The sequence below is a fragment of the Sphingobacterium sp. E70 genome (assembly GCF_019285695.1).
In the GTDB taxonomy this organism is placed as follows: Bacteria; Bacteroidota; Bacteroidia; order Sphingobacteriales; family Sphingobacteriaceae; genus Sphingobacterium; species Sphingobacterium detergens.
This window is the reverse complement of the sequence record NZ_CP079104.1, coordinates 1,412,813-1,433,591: the sequence shown is the minus strand read 5'-3', so window position 1 is coordinate 1,433,591 and position 20,779 is coordinate 1,412,813. Positions and strand designations below refer to the sequence as shown.

The window sequence follows — 20,779 nt, the reverse complement described above, 5'->3', positions numbered from 1 at the left end:
TTCCTACCAACTTTTAAATATAGTGTTAATAAATTGTTTCACGAAAATCGAGCTTGAAATTTATTCTTTTATATTAATATTTAAGCTTAATTCATCCAATTGTTCCTGGTGAATTGTTGATGGAGCATCAATCATGATATCTCTTCCTGAATTGTTTTTTGGAAAGGCAATCACATCACGGATAGAATCTAGACCAGCTAATAGCGATACAAGTCTGTCAAAGCCAAACGCTAAACCACCATGTGGAGGAGCTCCATAGGTGAACGCTTCCATCAAGAAACCAAATTGTTTCTGTGCTTCTTCCGGACTAAATCCGAGGTGTTTAAACATGAGTGACTGTAGGTCTCTGTCATGAATACGGATAGATCCACCGCCCACTTCGACACCGTTTAATACAAAGTCATAAGCATTTGCTCTTACTTCACCAGGGTTTGTATCCAGTAGCGGAATATCTTCCGGTTTTGGAGAGGTGAAAGGATGGTGCATGGCATGGTAGCGTGCGTTGTCCTCATCCCATTCCAATAAAGGGAAATCGATAACCCATAACGGAGCAAAGGTGTTTTTGTCGCGAAGACCAAGCTGTGAGGCAACTTCCAGGCGCAATTCGTTTAATTGTTTACGAACTTTATCCTTGCCACTTGCCATAATTAATAAAAGGTCGCCTGGTTTCGCGTGGAACTTAGCGGCAATAGCTGTTAGTTGTTCTGGCGTAAAAATTTATCAACAGAAGATTTAACTGAGCCATCTTCATTCACACGGGCATAGACTAAACCTGTAGCGCCGATTTGAGGACGTTTAATAAAATCTGTTAAGGCATCCAGTTGTTTTCTGGTATAATCCGCGCAATTCTCGGCATTGATACCAACAACCAGCTCCGCAGCGTCAAATACAGGGAACCCTTTTTCTTTGACTACATCATTTAATTCAACAAACTGCATTCCAAAACGGATATCCGGCTTGTCGGATCCATATAGACGCATGGCATCAGCATAAGTCATACGTGGTACAGCTCCAAGGTCTATGCCCTTAATCGTTTTGAAGATGTGTTTTGCTAATCCTTCAAAAATATTTAGTACATCTTCCTGTTCTACGAAGGACATTTCACAGTCGATTTGTGTAAACTCTGGCTGGCGGTCAGCACGTAAGTCCTCATCGCGGAAACATTTGACAATTTGAAAATAACGATCAAAACCTGATACCATCAATAGTTGTTTGAAGGTCTGTGGTGACTGAGGCAATGCATAAAATTCACCTGGATTCATGCGGGAAGGAACCACAAAATCTCGTGCTCCCTCCGGAGTAGATTTGATGAGATATGGTGTCTCTACTTCTAAGAAATTCTGAGAGTCAAGGTAACGACGTACTTCCTGAGAAGTTTTATGTCGTAAAATAAGGTTCTCACGTACCGGATTACGACGTAAATCCAGATATCTGAATTTCATTCTGATATCATCCCCACCATCCGTTTCATCTTCTATTGTAAAAGGCGGTAATTTCGCAGCATTTAATATTTCAAGATTTGAAACCTTGATTTCGATATCTCCAGTGGAGATTTTAGCATTCTTATTGGAACGTTCAATAACCTCTCCGGTTACTTTTATGACATATTCTCTTCCCAGTTCGCGGGCACTAGCACGTAAAGACGCGTCATCATCTGCATTGAACGTTAATTGTGTGATACCATATCGGTCTCTAACATCGATGAAAGTCATACCGCCCAAATCGCGGGATTTTTGAACCCATCCACTTAGGGTAACCGTTTTCCCTAAGTCAGCTAATGTTAATTCTCCACAAGTGTGTGTTCTGTGCATATCTTAATAAAAATAAAATTTATGCAAAATTATTGGTTTTACTCGACAATAACGAATTCTACTGTTCTTATTTGAATGCTGTTCTCCCACTTTCAACCACGCGAGAGATTATCTGTTTTTCAGTCCTCCACTTTCTCCCATTTTTCCCAAAAAAGAAGTAAAATTAAATTTCTAAAGAGGAAATTTTTACAATTCATTTCCATTTTTTGAAAAAAACCGAAAAATATCTGTCCTTGTTTTGAAGATATAATTGATTGAAATGCCCCTTTAACTGTTTGTAAATAAGGTTTTATGCGTTGTGGTGAAAATGGATGTTATTTTTTCTTGTAGCTATTTTTCGATGTGGAAAACTTTTTTATGTTGTAAAGTGGGGAAAGTGGGAGAAAGTGTATACTTTTACATTTAAATTAGAATAGGATAATTGACGGTATGACTCAGTTGATCGGAGAATTCGAATGCAAGCTAGACGCCAAAGGAAGGATGGTGTTGCCGGCGGCGCTCAAGAGGCAGATGCCTCATGTTGAGCGTGATGGGCTTGTTGTGAATCGCGGTTTTGAGAAGCATCTGGTTTTTTATCCACGCGAGGAGTGGGATCTGATGACAGCTAAACTGGCTAAATTAAATCAATTTGATCCGAAAGTACGGGCTTTTGTGCGTGCTTTTACTCGTGGAGCTACAGAGCTGACTTTGGATGCGGCTGGTCGTGTTTTGTTGCCAAAAAGCTTGCTTGAATTTGCAGGGATAACAACAGAATTGGTTTTGGCTTGTCAGTTTAACAAGATAGAAGTTTGGTCTAAAGAAGGGTATGATGATTTAATGGGTGACGGAGGTGTGGAGGATATATCGTCTTTAGCGGCAGAGGTAATGGGGATATTAATTTTGGAATATAGTAATATGGAGAATGTGTATCATGTTCCGGTAATGTTGCAAGAATGCATGGATGCTTTGGCGATCAAGCCGAATGGTATTTATGTGGATGTGACTTTCGGTGGAGGTGGTCACTCTCGTGAAATACTGAAGAGATTGGGGCCAGAGGGAAAGCTGTTTGCTTTCGATCAGGATCCAGATGCTTTGGGAAATGTGATTGATGATCCTCGTTTTACATTGATTCATCAAAATTTCAGGTTTTTAAAGAATAGTCTTCGTCTGCACGGTGTGCGTACAGTGGATGGTATTTTAGCTGATCTGGGTGTTTCATCGCATCAGTTTGATGCAGCAGATCGTGGCTTTTCAATCCGATTTGATGCTGATTTGGATATGCGTATGGATCAGGTGGGAGATTTGGATGCAAAAGCCGTACTAGCGACTTATGCTGAAGAAGATCTCCATCGGATTTTTGGTATGTATGGCGAGATTATGAATGCAAAGTCATTGGCGAAAACAATTGTGACAGCTCGTTTGGCACAGCCGATACATACGGTTGCTGAATTAAAAGAAGTTATTCAGCGAATGGTTCCAAAGGGAAAAGAACATAAATATCATGCGCAGGTTTTTCAGGCCTTACGTATTGAGGTTAACCGTGAATTGGAGGCTTTGCAGGAGTTTTTGTTGCAAACTGTTGATGTGTTGAAAAGTGAAGGAAGATTGGTGGTGATGTCTTATCATTCCTTAGAAGATCGTTTGGTTAAAAACTTCATGGCCAAAGGGAAATTTAAAGGAGGTGTTGAGAAAGATTTTTTTGGAAATGAAATCAAGCCGTTCCATGTGTTGAGCCGTAAGGCAATTACAGCATCGCCGCATGAACTGGCTGTAAATAATAGATCGCGCAGTGCGAAACTGCGTATTGCTGAAAGGTTGGATTTGTCTTAAAAATGGAGCGAAAAGATGAGCAGGAATACAATAAGACAGAAAGAATTGAGTGAAGAAGTTCAGGAAGAACTACAAGAAACTGTCGAGGAAAAGGCGGAAGAAACAGAAGCGTTTATTAAAACGCTTTTTACCGTTGGAGACCTTTCCTTAAACAAAATATTGGAGTATCTCCCTTTTGGGGCTTTCATCGCCTTTTTGATGTTGTTGTATATCTCTAACCGTCACTTCGCTGAGCGAACTATTCGTAGTATCGATAAAGTAAGCAAGGAAGTCAAAGAATTAGGCTGGGATCATAAGTCGTTATCTGCTGAGCTGATGAAAATGTCCACGCAAACGGAGATCGCAAAGCGTGTGGATTCATTGGGTTTGAAAGAGCGGGTGGAGCCTATCAAGATTGAAGTTGTAGAGAAAAAGAAGATAAATAGAGAGAGTTATGAGTATCAGAAACACGATTCTTATTCGCGTCTATTTTGCCTTTGGACTTATTGTGCTTCTTGCATTTATGGTATTTGGGAAAATGCTGAAGTTGCAATATGTGGATGGGCAACATTGGAAGGCTTTGGCGGATAGTCTTTCTATTCAAGAACGTGAGGTTGAAGCTGCACGGGGAATATCTATTCCAACGACGGAAGCTTATTGGCAACTTCTGTTCCTGAGTATGAACTTCGTTTTGATGCGATGGCTATTCCCGAAGAAGAAAATGAATATTTCAATCTCAAAGTTGATTCTCTCGCGATTAAACTGGCTGATTTTTTTAAGGATAAATCATCCCGGCAATATTTGACATTACTAAAACAGGCGCGGAATAAAAACAACGCTATCTACTAATTAAGCGGAATGTGTCACATCAGGATTTAAAGAAGGTGAAGCAATTTCCTTTATTTAAATCAGCTCGTGTTGAAAAAGAACGTTTTCCTAGCGGTTTGATTACCGATAGACAGAATAAACGGATTTTGCCGTTCGTTAATCTGGCAGCAAGAACTATTGGATATAAAAACGTAAAGGAAAATATTCATGTCGGCTTAGAGGAGCATACGGTGAGTATATTGATGGAAAGAGTGGAAAGAGATTGATGCAGCGTATTGCTGGTGGTGTCTGGATACCTGTCAATAGAGATATTGAGGTAGCACCTGTCGATGGTTCGGACATCATATCCACAATTGATGTTAATATGCAGGATATGGCTCAAAGAGCGCTGGAGAAACAGATGATTGTGAGCAATGCTGATGAAGGTTGTGTTGTGATGATGGAAGTGAAAACAGGTGAAGTGCGGGCCGTTGCAAATTTTATGCGGGATAAAGATGGTGTTTATCGGGAGAAGTTCAATCTTGCCATTGCGCAAAGTGCCGATCCGGGCTCAACTTTTAAACTTGCCTCTTATCTAGCGTTGATTGATGATAAGAAAATCGATTCAAGTACAACTATAAATATTGGAAATGGTAACTGGCCGATTTACAAGCATACAATTCGTGATTCGCATGCACCAAAAAAATCTATAGTTTCGGCTAAAAGAGCTTTTGAAGAATCTTCGAATGTTGGGGTTACAAAATTTGTCTATCAGGCTTATAAAGATAACCCAGACCAGTTTACGTCGAAACTGCATTCTTTTGGATTCGGTAAGACGTTAGATCTGCAGATTCCGGGAGAGGGGGTTCCATTGGTGAAAACATCGAAAAGTAAATCTTGGAGTGGATTGTCATTGGTTCAGATGGCTTATGGTTATGAGATGAAGATTACGCCATTACAGACCTTGACATTTTATAACGCTGTTGCAAATAACGGTAAATTGATTGCACCTCTATTTGTCAAAGAGATTAGGCATTTAGGTAACACGATCCAAACTTTTCAGGCGAAGGTAATTAATGAAAAGATCGCTTCGGATCATGCCTTGGCAGAGGTGAGGGAATGATGGAAGGTGTCATGACGGAGGGTACAGGAAGAAGTGTTGCTAGCCCATTGTATACATCGGGAGGTAAGACGGGAACAGCGCAGATGGCTGATGGCTCAAGAGGTTATGGAGCTAGGAGATACCAGTCTTCTTTTGCAGGCTATTTTCCTGCTGAAGATCCGAAATATTCGATTATTGTGGTGATCCGAAATCCGAGAAATGGTTATTATGGTGGATCGGTGGCCGGACCTGTTTTTAAAGAACTTGCAGATATGGTTTATGCTAACGATATGGAGATGCAGGGAAAAAAATCATTTAAAGCAGTTAATGTTGGCGGAAGAATGCCATTGACTTTGCAAGGGTCAAGAGAAGCGAGTAAGAAAGTATACGATAAGTTGGGAATTAATACAGTGAATTGGGATATGGTAGCCAGAGGCGAAGTAGATACATCGAATAGAGGTGTGCCATTTGTGGATTTGAAATATAAAGAAGGAATTGTACCAAATGTAGTGGGAATGGGATTGATGGATGCATTGTATGTGATGGAGAATGCGGGATTTAAAACACATGTATTTGGAAAGGGAAGAGTGGGAGCACAATCTTTGACTGCGGGTCAAAAACTCCCATTTGGAACAGCGATAAATTTAGAACTTAAGTAATGATGGATTTAAAAAAGTATTGCATGCTATCCCTGTTCAACAGGTGGTGGGAAACCTCGAAGAGGTCGATGTGCACTCTTTGTGCTTTGATTCCAGAAAGGTGGAGCTGGGAAGTTTGTTTATCGCTGTGCGTGGTGTTCAGACAGATGGACATTTATTTGTCGATAAGGCAATTGCCTCTGGAGCAAGAGCAGTTATTGTTGAAGAACTTCCTGTGGAGACATTGGACTCTGTGGCTTACATTTTAGTGGCAGATTCGGCATATGCCTTGGGAGTCGCTTCTGCTAATTTCTATGGTAATCCATCCGAGCAACTCAAGTTGGTTGGAGTGACGGGAACCAATGGAAAAACGACTGTAGCGACATTGTTATTCCAATTGTTTACTGAGTTGGGATATCATGTTGGTTTGTTGTCAACAGTGCAGAATCAAATTGGTCCAAAGATAATTCCCGCAACACACACTACACCGGATCCGATCCAGTTGAACCAACTCCTACGGGATATGGTAGACGATGGTTGTGATTACGCTTTTATGGAAGTCAGTTCACATGCCGTGGTACAGGAGCGTATTGCGGGGTTAGTGTTTGCAGGTGCAATATTTACGAATATTACACACGATCATTTGGATTTCCACAAAACTTTTGACAACTATATCAAAGCAAAGAAGAAGTTCTTTGATGATTTGGATGTACATGCGTTTGCTTTAACAAATGCGGATGATCGAAATGGTCAGATCATGTTGCAAAATACAGTTGCCCATAAAAAAGCTATGGCTTGCGTTCTGGGGCTGATTTTAAAGCTAAAGTTATCGAAAGCCATTTTGATGGGATGTTAATGAGTATTGATGGGCAGGAAGTATGGGTCAAATTGATCGGTGATTTTAATGCTTATAATCTTTTAGCGGTGTATACCGCAGCAATCCTATTGGAGCAAGAGACCGTAAAGGTGTTGACGGCCTTAAGTACCTTGAAAGGGGCAGAAGGACGCTTTGAAACGATGAAATCCACCTCAGGTGTTTTTGGTATTGTGGACTATGCACATACACCAGATGCTGTTGAAAATGTCTTAAAAACCATTAGTTCTTTGAGACGCCCGGAGCAAAAGATTATTACTGTTTTGGGCTGTGGAGGTGATCGCGACAAAACCAAAAGACCTGAGATGGCAGAAGCGGCATTACGCTACAGCGATCGTTTCTTGATTACATCGGATAATCCACGTACAGAGGATCCCTATCAGATTATTAAAGATATTGAAGCTGGTGTAGGGGCTGATCAAAAGGCAAAAACGCTTTCTATAGCCGACCGTAAAGAGGCGATACGTACAGCGTATCAGTTGGCAAAACCTGGAGATATTATCCTGGTCGCCGGAAAAGGACATGAAAAATATCAAGATGTGAATGGTGTCAAGCATCATTTTGATGATAAGGAAATTTTAGAGAATACATTTAACGAAAAATAGAATATGTTGTACCATCTATTTACGTGGCTTAGCGAATATATCCATATACCAGGAGGAGGTTTGTTTCAATACATCTCCTTTAGAACATCTATGGCAGTAATCGCTTCATTAATTATTACCACGGTTTTTGGGGGAAATTGATCCAGTTCTTGCATAATAAACAAGTTGGGGAAACAATTCGTGATTTAGGGCTAGAAGGTGAAAAAAAAAGCTGGTACGCCCACAATGGGAGGAATAATTATCATTGCGGGGATCTTGATTCCTACCTTATTATTTGCCAAGTTGACAAATATCTATGTGATCATCATGATTGTAACGACACTTTGGATGGGGGCAATAGGTTTTCTGGATGATTATATTAAAGTTTTTAGACATAATAAAGAAGGGTTAGCCGGGAAGTTTAAAGTTGTGGGGCAAGTGGGCTTAGGGGCTATTATTGCCTGCACGATGTATTTTCATCCAGATATTGTGGTGCGTAAAGGGGTGGATAAACCAACTTCGACAAAACCGGTGGAAGTGGTTATTAATGAGGGGACAGGAGAAAAAACATATGCTGAAAATGTAAAATCTTCTAAAACAAATATCCCTTTTTATAAGAATAATGAATTTGACTACGCCAAGGTATTCAAGATGTTTGGCTTGCAAAGTGACTATCTGACTTTTGTAGTCTTTTTAATTGTTGTCATTTTTATCGTTACTGCAGTATCCAACGGTGCTAATATTACCGATGGTATCGATGGTCTGGCCACGAGTACGTCCGCAATAATTGGGGTTACCTTGGCAATTTTGGCTTATGTGTCTGGTAACGTGATTTTTTCAGACTATCTCAATATTATGTATATCCCCAACTCTGGTGAGCTTGTGATTTTTGCAGGTGCATTTGTGGGAGCTTGTGTCGGTTTTCTATGGTATAATACCTATCCAGCACAGGTTTTTATGGGGATACGGGGAGCTTGGCAATTGGAGGTATCATTGCGGCATTTGCGATTTTGATCCGTAAAGAATTGTTGATTCCGATTTTATGTGGTGTGTTTTTATTGGAAAATCTCTCGGTGATCCTACAGGTTTCCTATTTTAAATACACCAAAAAGAAATACGGTGAAGGAAGAAGGATATTTTTAATGTCCCTTTGCATCACCACTTCCAAAAGAAGGGGTATCATGAAGCAAAAATTGTAACGCGTTTTGTCATTGTGGGAATAATTTTAGCCATTCTGACAATAGTAACATTAAAAATTAGATAACGATGTCAAATATATCAACAGCATATTACCCTCAATCCGGAAGCTTGGTCATTTTAGGCGCAGGTGAAAGTGGTGTGGGTACTGCAATCCTGGGGAAGGAAAAGGGCTATGATGTTTTTGTATCGGATAAAGGATTGATAGCAGATCATTATAAGGAGCAATTGAAAGCAGAAGGCATTGCTTTCGAGGAAGGGAATCATGATGAATCTCGGATATTGAATGCTGCTCTTGTTGTCAAGAGCCCCGGAATTCCGGAAACAGTACCCTTGGTGATCGCCTTAAAGGAAAAAAATATTCCGGTTATTGCCGAAATAGAATTTGCTGCCCAATATACTGCTGCTAAATTAATCTGCATCACAGGATCAAATGGTAAGTCTACGACAACCATGTTGACATACGAAATGCTAAAGCATGGTGGCCTTAATGTTGGTTTGGCAGGTAATATTGGAAAAAGCTTTGCACTTCAGGTCGCGCGTGAAAATTTTGACTGTTACGTATTGGAAATTTCAAGCTTTATGCTGGATGATATGTACCATTTTAGAGCAGATATTGCTGTAATTCTAAATATCACGCCAGATCATTTGGATCGTTACGACCATAAAATGGAGAATTATGTGGATTCCAAATTCAGAATGATTCAAAATCAGACGGAGAAAGATTATTTTATATACTGTCTAGACGATCCTGAGACAATAAAAGGATTGGAGAGACACCATAGTAAGGGGACTTATTTACCTTTTACACAAGAACAGCTTGTTGAATTGGGAGCCTATTTGACTGCCAATTCAACAATGATTATTAATACACCAAATAACGATACATTCACTATGAGAACTGAGGAATTGTCATTGCAGGGGAAGCATAATATTTATAATAGTATGGCTTCTGGATTGATTGCAAAAGTGCAGGAGTTGAGAAATCAAGCGATGAAAGAGAGTATGGGATCGTATGTGAATATTCCACATCGTCTTGAACATGTTGCTTGTATCGGTGGCATAAACTACATCAATGATTCAAAGGCGACGAATGTTAATTCGGTATGGTACGCTTTGGAAAGTTTTTCAACACCGATCGTGTTGTTATTGGGAGGTGTAGATAAAGGAAATGACTATACAATGCTTGCTGATTTGGTGAAAGACAAAGTACGCGCTATCGTGTGTTTAGGAAAGGATACGGCGGCAATTCATAAGGCCTTTGAGCAGGATGTAGAAATTATCGTTAATAGTACATCGATGCAGGATGCCGTTGTATTGTCTTCACATTTAGCTAAAAAGGGTGATACGGTATTATTGTCTCCAGCTTGTGCAAGTTTTGATTGGTTTAAAAATTATGAAGATCGTGGCGATAAGTTTAAAGCTGCTGTAATGGAATTATAAATAGATGGTACAACCATAAAGGGAGAAGGATATGTTACAGAACATAATGTCTAAATTAAAAGGTGATCGATGGATATGGATCATTGTGATTATTCTATCAGGATGGTCACTTTTGGCTGTATACAGTTCGGTCGGAACCCTAGCCTATAAAGAGGGTAAGGGGACAGAAATGTATCTGCTGAAGCATTTTTCGATCATTGCCATTGGATTTGTTTTGATGTATCTCTCGCATAAGCTGGATTATCGATATTATGCGGGTATTTCTAAAATTTTAATGGGGATCACGATACCTTTATTACTATTTACTTTATTATTTGGAAGTAGTGTAAATCAGGCGAGCCGCTGGTTAACTATTCCTGGTACAGGAATGACATTCCAGACATCGGATTTGGCAAAATTATCGTTGATTGTTTTTCTTGCGCGGATGTTATCTCGAAAACAGGAGGAAATCAAGGACGTTAAAAAGGCATTTTTACCCATAATGGGGTCGGTATGTGGTGTTTTCGTTCTGATCGCTTGGGCGAATATGTCTACTGCGGTTATGTTGTTTGGGGTGAGTGTTTTATTGCTTTTGATTGGTCGGATATCGTTTAAACAGATCGCTATTGTTTCGGCGGGAGTTGTTTTATTGGGGATTATAGTGGTGTCTGTTGGTCCTAGGCGTGCGACGTATTATAGTCGTGTTAAGTCTTTCTTTGGAGTAGAAAAGAAAGATGATGCAACACCAGTTTCATTCCAGGATGATAAGAACTATCAAGCAAATAATGCAAAGATCGCAATTGCTACAGGAGGACTCTTTGGTAAAGGCCCGGGAAATAGCGTTCAGCGAAATGTATTGCCGCATCCATATTCCGATTTTATTTATGCAATTATTATTGAGGAGTATGGTACAGTTGGTGGGGTGATCCTGCTATTTCTATACTTGGCTTTTATGTATCGATGTATACGTATTGTCACGATGAGTCCCAAGGCGTTTGGGACGTTCTTGGCGGCGGGTTTAGGTTTCAGTTTAACCATACAAGCTCTGGCAAATATGGCGGTGGCAGTAGGGCTAGGGCCAGTAACTGGGGTGCCATTACCCTTAGTGAGTATGGGGGGACATCGATTTTGTTTACGAGCGTCGCCTTAGGGATTATTCTGAGTGTGAGTAGAAATATTGAGGAATTAAAAGGAAAAGAACAGTTGGATGAAAAACCGAAACCCAAAAGGTGGTTATCGGCTCCATTCCAGCTTAAAAGATATATTGAGCATGGCAATCCGAGTAATAATAAGTGGGGTGGTACCGGAGGACATATCTTTCCGGCGATTTCAATTGCAAATGCGTTGAAGACGATGGATCCTGCAAATGAAATTTTGTTTGTAGGTGCTAATGGTCGGATGGAAATGGATAAGGTGCCTGCTGCAGGTTACACCATTGTTGGACTTGATATTCAGGGAATCAATAGAAAGCAGCTTTGGAAGAATATCCTATTACCATTTAAATTAATGAAGAGCCTCCGTAAGGCAAAAAGGTAATCCGCGACTTTAAACCCGATGTTGCAGTAGGGGTTGGTGGTTTTGCTTCTGGACCTTTATTGATGATGGCAAATAAATTGGGTGTTCCTACTGTAGTTCAGGAGCAGAATTCTTACGCTGGTGTAACAAATAAAAGGTTGGTGCAAAAGCGGCAAAGATTTGTGTAGCCTACGAGGGGATGGAACAATTCTTCCCAGCTGATAAAGTGTTGTTGACTGGAAATCCGATACGAAGGGAGTCTGTTTCGATCGAAGGAAAAAAGGCTGAGGCTTTGGAGTTCTTTGGATTGGAACAACACAAAAAGACAATCTTGGTATTAGGTGGGAGTTTAGGTGCCAGAACATTGAATGAAAGTGTTGTCGCCTATTTGGATTTGCTATCCAAAGAGGATGTACAGGTGATTTGGCAATGTGGTAGCTTTTATATCGACACACTTCGGACAGACCTGGAAGGGAAACTTCCAGCGAATGTGAAGATGATGGCATTTCTTCAAAAATGGATTATGCCTATGCCGCTGCTGATTTGATTATTAGCCGGGCAGGAGCAGGTACGATCTCGGAACTGTGTGTTGTCGGGAAACCTGTTATTCTGGTTCCTTCGCCAAATGTTGCGGAAGATCATCAGACTAAAAATGCAATGGCATTGGTCAATAAGCATGCAGCACTGTTGGTGAAAGATATAGATGCCACAAAGACTTTGATTCCAACAGCGTTGGATTTATTCAGGAATCCGGATCAAGTGGCACAGTTGAGTGAAAATATAAAAGTACTTGGTAAGCTGGATGCTGATATTCAGATTGCAGAGCAAGTGTATAAATTGGCAAATAAGAAATAGATAATGCGTATGAATCTAGATGCAATAAAACAAGTTTACTTGATCGGAATCGGCGGAATCGGCATGAGTGGCCTTGCACGCTATTTTAAGCATTTGGGCTGTGAGGTGAATGGATATGACCGTACGGAAACCGAATTGACCAAGACATTGGTCAAAGAAGGTATTTCGATCACATATCTGGATGATGTGAATTCTATTGATTCTATTTTCCATCAGCCTGCTGCTGCTACATTGGTGATATTTACACCTGCGATTCCTAAAGATTCCAAGATTAAAGCTTTTTTGAATCTCAGGGTCATGTATTGTATAAAAGATCACAAGTACTCGGTATCATTAGTGAAAGTAGGTTTACAATTGCGGTAGCTGGAACCCATGGCAAAACGACTACTTCAACGATGGTCGCACACCTATTGAAAGATTCGGGCTACGATTGCTCCGCTTTTTTAGGGGTATCAGCTCTAATTACGATACGAATGTACTTTACGGAAACAATAATACCGTAGTGGTTGAAGCTGACGAATTTGATCGTTCATTTTTGACACTTCATCCGAATATCGCGATCGTAACTTCTTCGGATGCAGATCATTTGGATATCTACGGTGATAAGAGCCATTTGCTTGAATCTTTCCAGCTGTTTTTGGACAAGGTCGTTGATGGCGGCACGCGTATTATAAGGAAAGGACTGGAATTTAAAGGTCAGATTAGTTATTCTGGTCAGGAAGTGGCAGATGCCTATGCATCCAATGTTCACGTAAGAGAAGGGGAGTTCTTTTTCGATTATCAGGATGCCAATGGGAAAATTGAAGATATTCATTTGGGTATTCCAGGGATTCACAATGTTGAAAATGCTGTTGCAGCAATTACAGTAGCTCGTCTACTGGGGATTTCGACGGAGGCAATTAAGACCGCTTTGACAACATTCAAAGGAGTCAAAAGACGTTTTGAATATATTGTCCGTACACCAGAGGTGGTTTATATTGACGATTATGCGCATCATCCTGAAGAGTTACGAGCTTTTTGACATCCATGCGGAAATTATATCCAACAAAGAAACTAAATGTTGTATTTCAGCCACATTTGTTTACGCGTACCAGAGATTTTGTGGATGGGTTTGCTGAAGTGTTATCTACGGCGGATAATCTACTCTTAATGGAAATATATCCAGCACGGGAACTTCCGATAGAAGGCGTTAACTCAAGTTGGTTGTTGGATAAAATTACAGCGCAGCATAAACAGATTGTTACAGCCGAAGAGGTATTAGATTTTGCACGAAATGAAAGACCGGATTTGATCGTGACAGTAGGAGCAGGAGATATAGATAAATTGGTAAAACCATTACAAGCGATCTTTGAACATGCTTAAAAATTACGTGACATACAATGGAACCGTGTACTCTACTTTACCCTATTTTTTATTGGGGTTATTGTGGTGGTTGTGATCATGGCCATTGTGGGGAAGCGTGATGAACAACAGCTCTGTAAGGATGTGAAAATAGTCATTGAAGGAACAGAGGCTTTTATTGACCAAGCAGATATTTCAAAACTGATTGAGCAAAACTATGGAAGTTTTGTAGGTAAGAAGGTCAATGGTATTCCTTTTCAGCGGGTGGAAAAGACCTTGAAAAAGTTGCCCTATGTATCGAATGCTAGTATTCATGCTGATATGGACGGAACCATACGGATTAATATCGATCAGCGCGAAGCTGTCATGCGGATTATCAATAAAAACGGACGCGAGTTCTATGTTGATCCCAAAGGTTTAAAGATACCGACTACGTTAAAGTATATCCCGCACATCATGGTGGCAAACGGTAATATAGCTGAAGGATATAACGAGGCATTGGATACAATATCAACTCCATTGGTGAAAGATTTAGTGAAGGTGGCGGAATTTATTGGAAAGGATGAATTGTGGAGTAACCAGGTTGTACAGATCTATGTGAATGCAGATCATGACATAGAACTTGTACCCCGGGTCGGAACACAACAATTGATTGTTGGATCTGCCGATTCGTTGGAACAAAAGTTTGAATTATTAAAAACATTTTATACGCAGATCATGCCAAAAGTAGGTATCAATGCCTATGGTGTGGTGAATGTAAAATACGGAGGACAGATCATCTGTGAAAAGCGAGGAAATTGGAGCTTCTCAGATGATCAAACAAAAAAAATAGCAAATAATACATTATAGTAATACAGCAACAATACAGGAAATTATGAACTCAAAGGCAGCAGAAATTGAAAGAGAGAATCCAATTATCGTGGGACTCGATATTGGTACTACCAAAATTTGTGTTACGGTTGGGAGACGTAGCTCAGGGAACAAAATCGAATTATTAGGTGTGGGCAAAGCCGACTCTGCAGGTGTGAGCCGAGGAGTGGTTGCCAATATCCAAAAGACTGTGGGAAGTATTTTGGAGGCGGTAGAAATTGCCGAAGCACAATCTAATGTCGATATTAAGGTTGTCAATGTGGGGATCGCTGGTCAACACATTAAGAGCATCCAACACCGTGGAATATTTACCAAAACAGATGGTGATGATGAAATCATTCGCAGAGATATCGAACGATTGATTTCGGATATGTATAAACTGGTACTGCCTCCAGGAGAAGAAATTATACATGTTTTACCTCAGGAGTTTACGGTAGATAATGAACCGGGTATCCGCGAACCTATCGGCATGGCTGGACGTCGTATAGAAGCAAATTTCCATATTATTTCGGGAAGAGTTACCGATATCAAAAATATTAAAAAATGTATTGATAATTCCAACCTGGAAGTTGCTGAACTGATCCTTGAGCCTTTGGCATCTTCAGAAGCTGTATTGGATGAAGATGAAAAAATGCTGGTGTTGTATTAGTTGATATTGGTGGTGGAACGACAGATGTTGCAATCTTCCATGAAGGAATCATTCGTCATACTGCTGTAATCCCATTGGGCGGTAATATTGTGACTGAAGATATTCGCCAAGGTTGTTCTGTATTGCGTTCGCAGGCGGAATTGCTGAAAACTCGATTTGGATCTGCTCTTGCGGATGAAAATAAAGAGAATGAGGTGATCTGTGTGCCTGGATTGAAAGGTCGTGAGCCGAAAGAAATTTCGGTTAAAAACTTAGCTTATATTATTCAAGCCAGAATGGAAGAGATTATCGAACATGTTTATTATGAGATCAAATCTTCTGGTTATGAAAATAAACTGATCGGTGGTATCGTTATCACAGGAGGTGGAGCTCAATTGAAGCATTTGGTACAACTCGTTGAGTACATCACTGGAATAGATTGTCGTGTCGGTTTTCCTAACGAGTATCTTTCGAAGAATGAAGTGTTGCCGAAACCGCTATTTGAGGAATTGAAAAGCCCATTATACGCAACAAGTATTGGCTTGTTGATCAAGGGTATTCAATCGCATGAAGAAGAGGAGGATAGCCGTAGAGAAGCGCATGCACCAGCTAAAAAGTACAGGCGACCACGACGACGAAAGAAGTTTCGGAACAACAGCAAAAAGAGCAAGGATTGTTGTCATGGTTCAAGCGATTTATTAAGGATGGTAATGAAATTGATGACGCAAGTTTTTTAGATAAAAAGTAAGTTTTCCACAATGGTTGAAGTTTTCCACAATTTCACAAATGTGGAAAACTTTTGTTGAAATTATATTATTATTACATTACATATAGTGGGTTTGGTTCATTTTGATATCGTGTTCATTATAAGTTAAATAGGGATAAGTTATGTCAATACAGTTTGAAATGTTAAAAGAGCAATCTTCAATAATCAAGGTTATTGGGGTTGGTGGTGGTGGCAAATGCCGTAAACCACATGTATAAACAAGGAATTAGTGGTGTAGATTTTATCGTGTAATACTGATGCTCAGGCATTGAGTTAAGCCCGATCCCAAATAAAGTTCAATTGGGAATAAGTCTGACCGAAGGTATGGGTGCTGGAGCAGATCCTGATGTAGGTGAAAATTCCGCTATCGAAAGTATTGAAGATATCAAACGCATGTTGGGCACCAATACCAAAATGTTGTTTATTACTGCTGGTATGGGTGGTGGTACAGGTACTGGAGCAAGCCCGGTTTTGGCTAAGGCCGCTAAGGAATTGGGTATTCTTACTGTTGCGATCATTACCACACCATTTACATTCGAAGGTAAACGTCGTCGTTCACAAGCGGAAGAGGGACTTTCGGAATTGCGTAAATATGTAGATTCTTATCTTGTTATCTCCAACGATCGCTTGCGCGAAATCTTTGGAAACCTAACGATGACTGCTGCCTTTGCAAAGGCAGATGATATATTAACTACTGCCGCAAAAGGTATCGCCGAAATTATCACTATCCCTGGTTATGTAAACGTCGATTTTAAAGATGTTCGTACTGTAATGAACGATAGTGGTGTAGCGATTATGGAAATGCAATTGCCGAAGGCGAAGATCGTGCATTACGCGCAGTAGAAGGTGCATTGGCTTCCCCATTGTTGAAAGACAATGAGATTGAAGGGGCTCGTTATATTTTATTGAATATTACTTCTGGAACAAAAGAGGTAACGATGGATGAAGTTGCAATCATCACAGATTATATTCAAGAAAAAGCAGGCTTGTCTGCTGATTTGATCTGGGGTAATTGTATTGACGAAAACTTTGAAGATGAATTGTCAGTAACAATTATTGCAACAGGTTTTCAGACTTCAGAAGAACGTGATAAAGAGCGCGAAAATACAAAAGTATCTATGCCCTTGACACCTGAACCGGTAAATTCTTTTGTTAAACCTGTTTCGCAGGTTGCCCCAAAGGAAGCGCCAGTTGCCAATAGTTTTGTCACTCCGGTTCAACGTGTGGATACACCAGCTCCTTCAACAAATACTTCGACGCCAAATAATCTGCAGTCTGACTTATTTACTTCTCCCAAAAATGTTGTGCAACAACAGCAAGTAGCGATTGAAGAACCACAAGTAATACGTCATGATTTGGGATTTGATGGCGCTTATGAAGAGGAAACTCCATTTGCTGAAAGTGATTTTCAATTGAAAACATCACCTTCTGTTTTTCAGTTTCAAATGCCAACAGTATTCGATTCCTATTCAACTCCATCTGCATCAGACTATGAGGAAAAACCGACGTTTTCTTCAAGCACAACAAACGAACAAATAGAAGTTCCGCAGGTAGAAGAAGAGCAGGTATCGTTTGAGGATCAATTGGTGCGTACCAAAGAGCGTATCTTGCGATTGAAAGAACTAAGCATGAAATTGAAATCTTCGAATGGTCTTCATGAGTTGGAAAATGAGCCAGCTTACAAAAGAAAGCAGATGTCATTGGAGGATACACCACATTCTTCGCAGTCACAAGTCTCTCGCTTTACATTGTCATTTGAGGATGGAAATACCGAGATTCGACCAAATAATTCATTTTTACACGACAATGTAGATTAATCGAATTGACATAAAATACTAAAAAGCCATCCATTCGGATGGCTTTTTTAGTATCTTTAAATACCGATATAATACAATTATACAAGCTATGACTACAAAATTAAATAACCCTGTATGGGTGATGAGTTCTGCCTTTGATAAATTGTCACTACCAGAATTGATTCAAACGACAAAAAGAATTGGCGCTGGTGGAATTGACCTTTGTGTTTTTAGAAAAGATGGTACGCGTGAGGACCATACAGCTACACATTTGGACTATGAGGGATTTACACCGGTAAAAGCTAAAGAGACGCTAGAATTGTTTAATCAGGCCGATTTAAAGCTTTCACTTGGAGCCTTTGAGAATATGATTGGAGGAGATCCCGAACAACGCGTGAAAAATCAGAATCACCTATTGAAATTGATCCGGATCGCCCATTTGCTGGGTGGTGATGAGAACAATGTCAAAGTTGGTACTTTCGTCGGTTATAATCACGAATTGGGAAATCAGCTCGATGGATTTCAGAAAAACCTGGATGAATATAAACGTGTATTTGCGCCAATTGTTAATTACGCAGAGAGTCTTGGGGTAACAATACTTTATGAAAACTGTCCTATGGAGGGCTGGCGTTCTTCAAGATACAGTTCTACCTACAACAACTTACCGGCAGTCTTGGCAGCACGTAAATTGATGTATGCAATGGTGCCTAGTAAAGCACATGGTGAAATTTACGATCCTTCACATGATGTTTGGCAAAATACAAACCCAATTGACGTCATTCGTAATACTGATATCAGTCGATTGCAGCGTATACATGTGAAAACCACACGTAACCTACAGACAGCTGCTCGTGTGGATTGGGGTGGAATGTATCCTATGCAACATGTCGATGCTGAACTGGCAAAAAAGCAAATGTGAGTATTCCGGGGCATGACTGGGATAGACATCACTATGAGGCGATGCTTCCTGGATTTGGTGGATCAGATAGCATGGATTGGCGCGGTTTTGTTGATCTACTTCAGGAACGTGGATTCAAAGGGCCATTTGAAATTGAAAACGAGGCAAAAATTCAAAAGATACAGGAGATTTTTCGGCAACAGTACAAGGATTTACGACTTGTCTTAATTTCTTGGCCCCTATGTTATGGGATTTGGAAGCTGAGGTGGGTTACGCTTATAAAAAAATCTGAACCCCTCAAAGATATCAATGTGAAAGATATTCCAGTTATAACAATGGATGATCTAATCTAAAAAGATACACTCCAACAACATTTTAATTGTTGGAGTGTATTCTGAAAAGTTCAATTAGCTCAGGAATATTGGAAACATTTAGCTTCTCAAATATTCTGCTTTTATAAGTACTTACAGTGGATGGGCTCAGCTCAAGTAGACCCGATACTTCAATGATTCCTAGACCTTTGATCAGTTGTTTTGCTACATCTACCTCCCTGTTTGACAAGCGTGCCAATGGATTTAATTTCGTAAGTTCGGATTTACTCTGAGTCAATTTTTGGACATATAAATCCTGTACATTGCTCGACATATACTTACCTCTCTCTTGGATAGCTAATATAGCGTGGCTCAATTCTGCCATCGCGGTAGTTTTATTGAGATAACCTACTGCTCCAGCTTCAATATAGCGTAAAGCATATAATGATTCATCATAAGATGAGAAAATTAGAATTTTGATAGATGGTTGAATCTGCAGGATTTCTTCAACAACTCTAATATTATTTCCTCCTGGCATATTGATATCCAGTAATAATAGATCGAAATCTTCCAGTTTTATCTTTTCTAGTACCTCGTCGAAATTTTCGGCCTGAAATATTTCCGCTTTTTAAGGGTTTCCTTAATAATAACGGAAGCTCCGAGTCGTACAATACCGTGGTCGTCTGCAATAAGAATCTTCTTCATAGATACTTTATATTATTCTGGGCTTTAATTACCGTACGAAATTTAAAGTACTATCAATATACAATATATCTTGATATTTTGCCCTAGTTAACGAGCAAATATAGCAAATTAAGTTAATAAAAAACTTGAGCATATCGTTTTAGGTCATAATTTTAAAAATAGGATTTAAGACAGAAAAATATAGGACAATAGAAGACTCGCGATAAAAAATTGGTTTATTTTAATTAGATTTATGTGACAATTACTAGTTTTGGTAAAATTTTAAAAGATTAAATGGTTTTAATATGGGATTTTTAAAAGAATTTAAAGAGTTCGCAATGCGCGGTAGCGTTGTTGATTTGGCTGTCGGTGTTGTTATCGGTGGGGCATTTGGTAAAATTGTTACATCATTGGTTGACGATATTATCATGCCTCCCATAGGATATTTGACAGGCGGGGTTGACTTCTCCTCGAAAAAAATTATACTGAAAGCTGCTGATGAAGCTGCGAAACAAGCTGAAGTTTCTATCAACTATGGGAATTTTATCAATGTGGTCATTCAGTTTATAATTGTTGCATTATGTATTTTCACTGTTATTAAAGCATTAAATTCGCTAAAACGCAAAGATGAGGCTGCTCCTGCCGCTCCAGCTGCACCAACAAAAGAAGAAACATTGTTGACGGAGATCAGAGATATTCTGAAAACTAAATAATTTCAAATTTTTATTTGATTTGGAATAAGACAGAGGAGTACTACTTCTCTGTTTTTTATTCTTATGCAATTTGTAAATTGGTTTTTTTAGGCTGTCAGTGAATAAATTAGAGGTGACTTTTTACTTAAAGTCTAAATGTTCTCAATATTGTTTGTTTTTGTCTAAAATAAACTTTACTT

Annotated in this window: 15 protein-coding genes and 9 pseudogenes; 22 read left to right on the top strand and 2 right to left on the bottom strand. The window is 39.6% G+C overall.

Annotation, left to right across the window (positions count from 1 at the left end; genetic code table 11):
* Nucleotides 1–60 precede the first annotated feature (60 nt).
* A pseudogene (aspS, locus tag KUH03_RS10355) lies at nucleotides 61–1,811 on the bottom strand (aspartate--tRNA ligase).
* A 429-nt stretch (nucleotides 1,812–2,240) separates the two neighbouring features.
* Here aspS and mraZ point away from each other — a divergent pair.
* From mraZ to KUH03_RS10280, 21 genes and pseudogenes are all read left to right on the top strand, one after another.
* Nucleotides 2,241–2,681 (top strand): annotated as a pseudogene (gene mraZ / locus KUH03_RS10350) (division/cell wall cluster transcriptional repressor MraZ); the annotation flags it as partial.
* 24 nt (nucleotides 2,682–2,705) lie between these two features.
* On the top strand, nucleotides 2,706–3,620 hold the full coding sequence (gene rsmH, locus KUH03_RS10345; protein WP_257096881.1) for a 16S rRNA (cytosine(1402)-N(4))-methyltransferase RsmH: 915 nt from the start codon (nucleotides 2,706–2,708) through the stop codon (nucleotides 3,618–3,620).
* Nucleotides 3,621–3,635: 15 nt separating this feature from the next.
* Entirely contained in the window at nucleotides 3,636–4,190 is a 555-nt protein-coding gene (locus KUH03_RS10340) for an FtsL-like putative cell division protein (protein ID WP_257093085.1), read from the top strand.
* A 66-nt stretch (nucleotides 4,191–4,256) separates the two neighbouring features.
* On the top strand, nucleotides 4,257–4,448 hold the full coding sequence (locus KUH03_RS45700; protein ID WP_306429536.1) for a hypothetical protein: 192 nt from the start codon (nucleotides 4,257–4,259) through the stop codon (nucleotides 4,446–4,448).
* An 11-nt stretch (nucleotides 4,449–4,459) separates the two neighbouring features.
* Nucleotides 4,460–4,693 (top strand): hypothetical protein, encoded by a 234-nt coding sequence (locus KUH03_RS45695; protein ID WP_306429535.1) that lies wholly within the window; start codon nucleotides 4,460–4,462, stop codon nucleotides 4,691–4,693.
* Nucleotides 4,693–5,717 (top strand): annotated as a pseudogene (locus KUH03_RS45690) (peptidoglycan D,D-transpeptidase FtsI family protein); the annotation flags it as partial. The gene KUH03_RS45695 and the pseudogene KUH03_RS45690, both read left to right, overlap by 1 nt.
* A gap of 63 nt (nucleotides 5,718–5,780) precedes the next feature.
* Nucleotides 5,781–6,167, top strand: coding sequence for a PASTA domain-containing protein (locus KUH03_RS45685; protein WP_306429725.1), 387 nt, complete (start codon nucleotides 5,781–5,783; stop codon nucleotides 6,165–6,167).
* 19 nt (nucleotides 6,168–6,186) lie between these two features.
* Nucleotides 6,187–7,625, top strand: a pseudogene (locus tag KUH03_RS10330) (UDP-N-acetylmuramoyl-L-alanyl-D-glutamate--2,6-diaminopimelate ligase).
* Between the two features lie 3 nt (nucleotides 7,626–7,628).
* A pseudogene (gene mraY, locus KUH03_RS10325) lies at nucleotides 7,629–8,868 on the top strand (phospho-N-acetylmuramoyl-pentapeptide-transferase).
* A gap of 2 nt (nucleotides 8,869–8,870) precedes the next feature.
* Nucleotides 8,871–10,244 (top strand): UDP-N-acetylmuramoyl-L-alanine--D-glutamate ligase, encoded by a 1,374-nt coding sequence (gene murD, locus KUH03_RS10320; RefSeq protein WP_257093083.1) that lies wholly within the window; start codon nucleotides 8,871–8,873, stop codon nucleotides 10,242–10,244.
* Nucleotides 10,245–10,275: 31 nt separating this feature from the next.
* A complete protein-coding gene (locus KUH03_RS10315; RefSeq protein ID WP_306429534.1) occupies nucleotides 10,276–11,373 on the top strand; it encodes an FtsW/RodA/SpoVE family cell cycle protein in 1,098 nt (365 codons plus the stop codon).
* Between the two features lie 203 nt (nucleotides 11,374–11,576).
* Nucleotides 11,577–11,926 (top strand): annotated as a pseudogene (locus KUH03_RS48465) (glycosyltransferase).
* Between the two features lie 11 nt (nucleotides 11,927–11,937).
* Nucleotides 11,938–12,593 (top strand): annotated as a pseudogene (locus KUH03_RS48460) (glycosyltransferase).
* Nucleotides 12,594–12,602: 9 nt separating this feature from the next.
* Nucleotides 12,603–12,956, top strand: coding sequence for a Mur ligase domain-containing protein (locus KUH03_RS45660; protein ID WP_306429530.1), 354 nt, complete (start codon nucleotides 12,603–12,605; stop codon nucleotides 12,954–12,956).
* Between the two features lie 67 nt (nucleotides 12,957–13,023).
* Nucleotides 13,024–13,614 carry a Mur ligase family protein gene (locus tag KUH03_RS45650; protein WP_306429528.1) on the top strand — a complete coding sequence of 197 codons (591 nt, stop codon included), beginning with the start codon at nucleotides 13,024–13,026 and terminating at the stop codon, nucleotides 13,612–13,614.
* A 5-nt stretch (nucleotides 13,615–13,619) separates the two neighbouring features.
* Complete coding sequence (locus KUH03_RS45645; protein WP_306429527.1) at nucleotides 13,620–13,955, top strand: cyanophycin synthetase; 336 nt, start codon at nucleotides 13,620–13,622, stop codon at nucleotides 13,953–13,955.
* 63 nt (nucleotides 13,956–14,018) lie between these two features.
* Nucleotides 14,019–14,783 carry a cell division protein FtsQ/DivIB gene (locus KUH03_RS10300; RefSeq protein ID WP_257093081.1) on the top strand — a complete coding sequence of 255 codons (765 nt, stop codon included), beginning with the start codon at nucleotides 14,019–14,021 and terminating at the stop codon, nucleotides 14,781–14,783.
* A gap of 25 nt (nucleotides 14,784–14,808) precedes the next feature.
* A pseudogene (gene ftsA / locus KUH03_RS10295) lies at nucleotides 14,809–16,180 on the top strand (cell division protein FtsA).
* A gap of 140 nt (nucleotides 16,181–16,320) precedes the next feature.
* Nucleotides 16,321–18,015 (top strand): annotated as a pseudogene (gene ftsZ / locus KUH03_RS10290) (cell division protein FtsZ).
* Between the two features lie 88 nt (nucleotides 18,016–18,103).
* Nucleotides 18,104–18,913 carry a sugar phosphate isomerase/epimerase gene (locus tag KUH03_RS10285; RefSeq protein WP_257093079.1) on the top strand — a complete coding sequence of 270 codons (810 nt, stop codon included), beginning with the start codon at nucleotides 18,104–18,106 and terminating at the stop codon, nucleotides 18,911–18,913.
* On the top strand, nucleotides 18,910–19,245 hold the full coding sequence (locus tag KUH03_RS10280; protein ID WP_257093077.1) for a hypothetical protein: 336 nt from the start codon (nucleotides 18,910–18,912) through the stop codon (nucleotides 19,243–19,245). Before KUH03_RS10285 ends, KUH03_RS10280 begins: the two co-directional genes overlap by 4 nt.
* Before the next feature lie 22 nt (nucleotides 19,246–19,267).
* Here the strand turns inward: KUH03_RS10280 and KUH03_RS10275 are convergent, their stop codons facing one another.
* Entirely contained in the window at nucleotides 19,268–19,777 is a 510-nt protein-coding gene (locus KUH03_RS10275) for a response regulator transcription factor (protein ID WP_257096879.1), read from the bottom strand.
* Between the two features lie 415 nt (nucleotides 19,778–20,192).
* On the opposite strand from KUH03_RS10275, the gene mscL reads away from it, so the two are divergent.
* A complete protein-coding gene (gene mscL, locus KUH03_RS10270; RefSeq protein WP_257093076.1) occupies nucleotides 20,193–20,600 on the top strand; it encodes a large-conductance mechanosensitive channel protein MscL in 408 nt (135 codons plus the stop codon).
* Nucleotides 20,601–20,779: the final 179 nt, after the last annotated feature.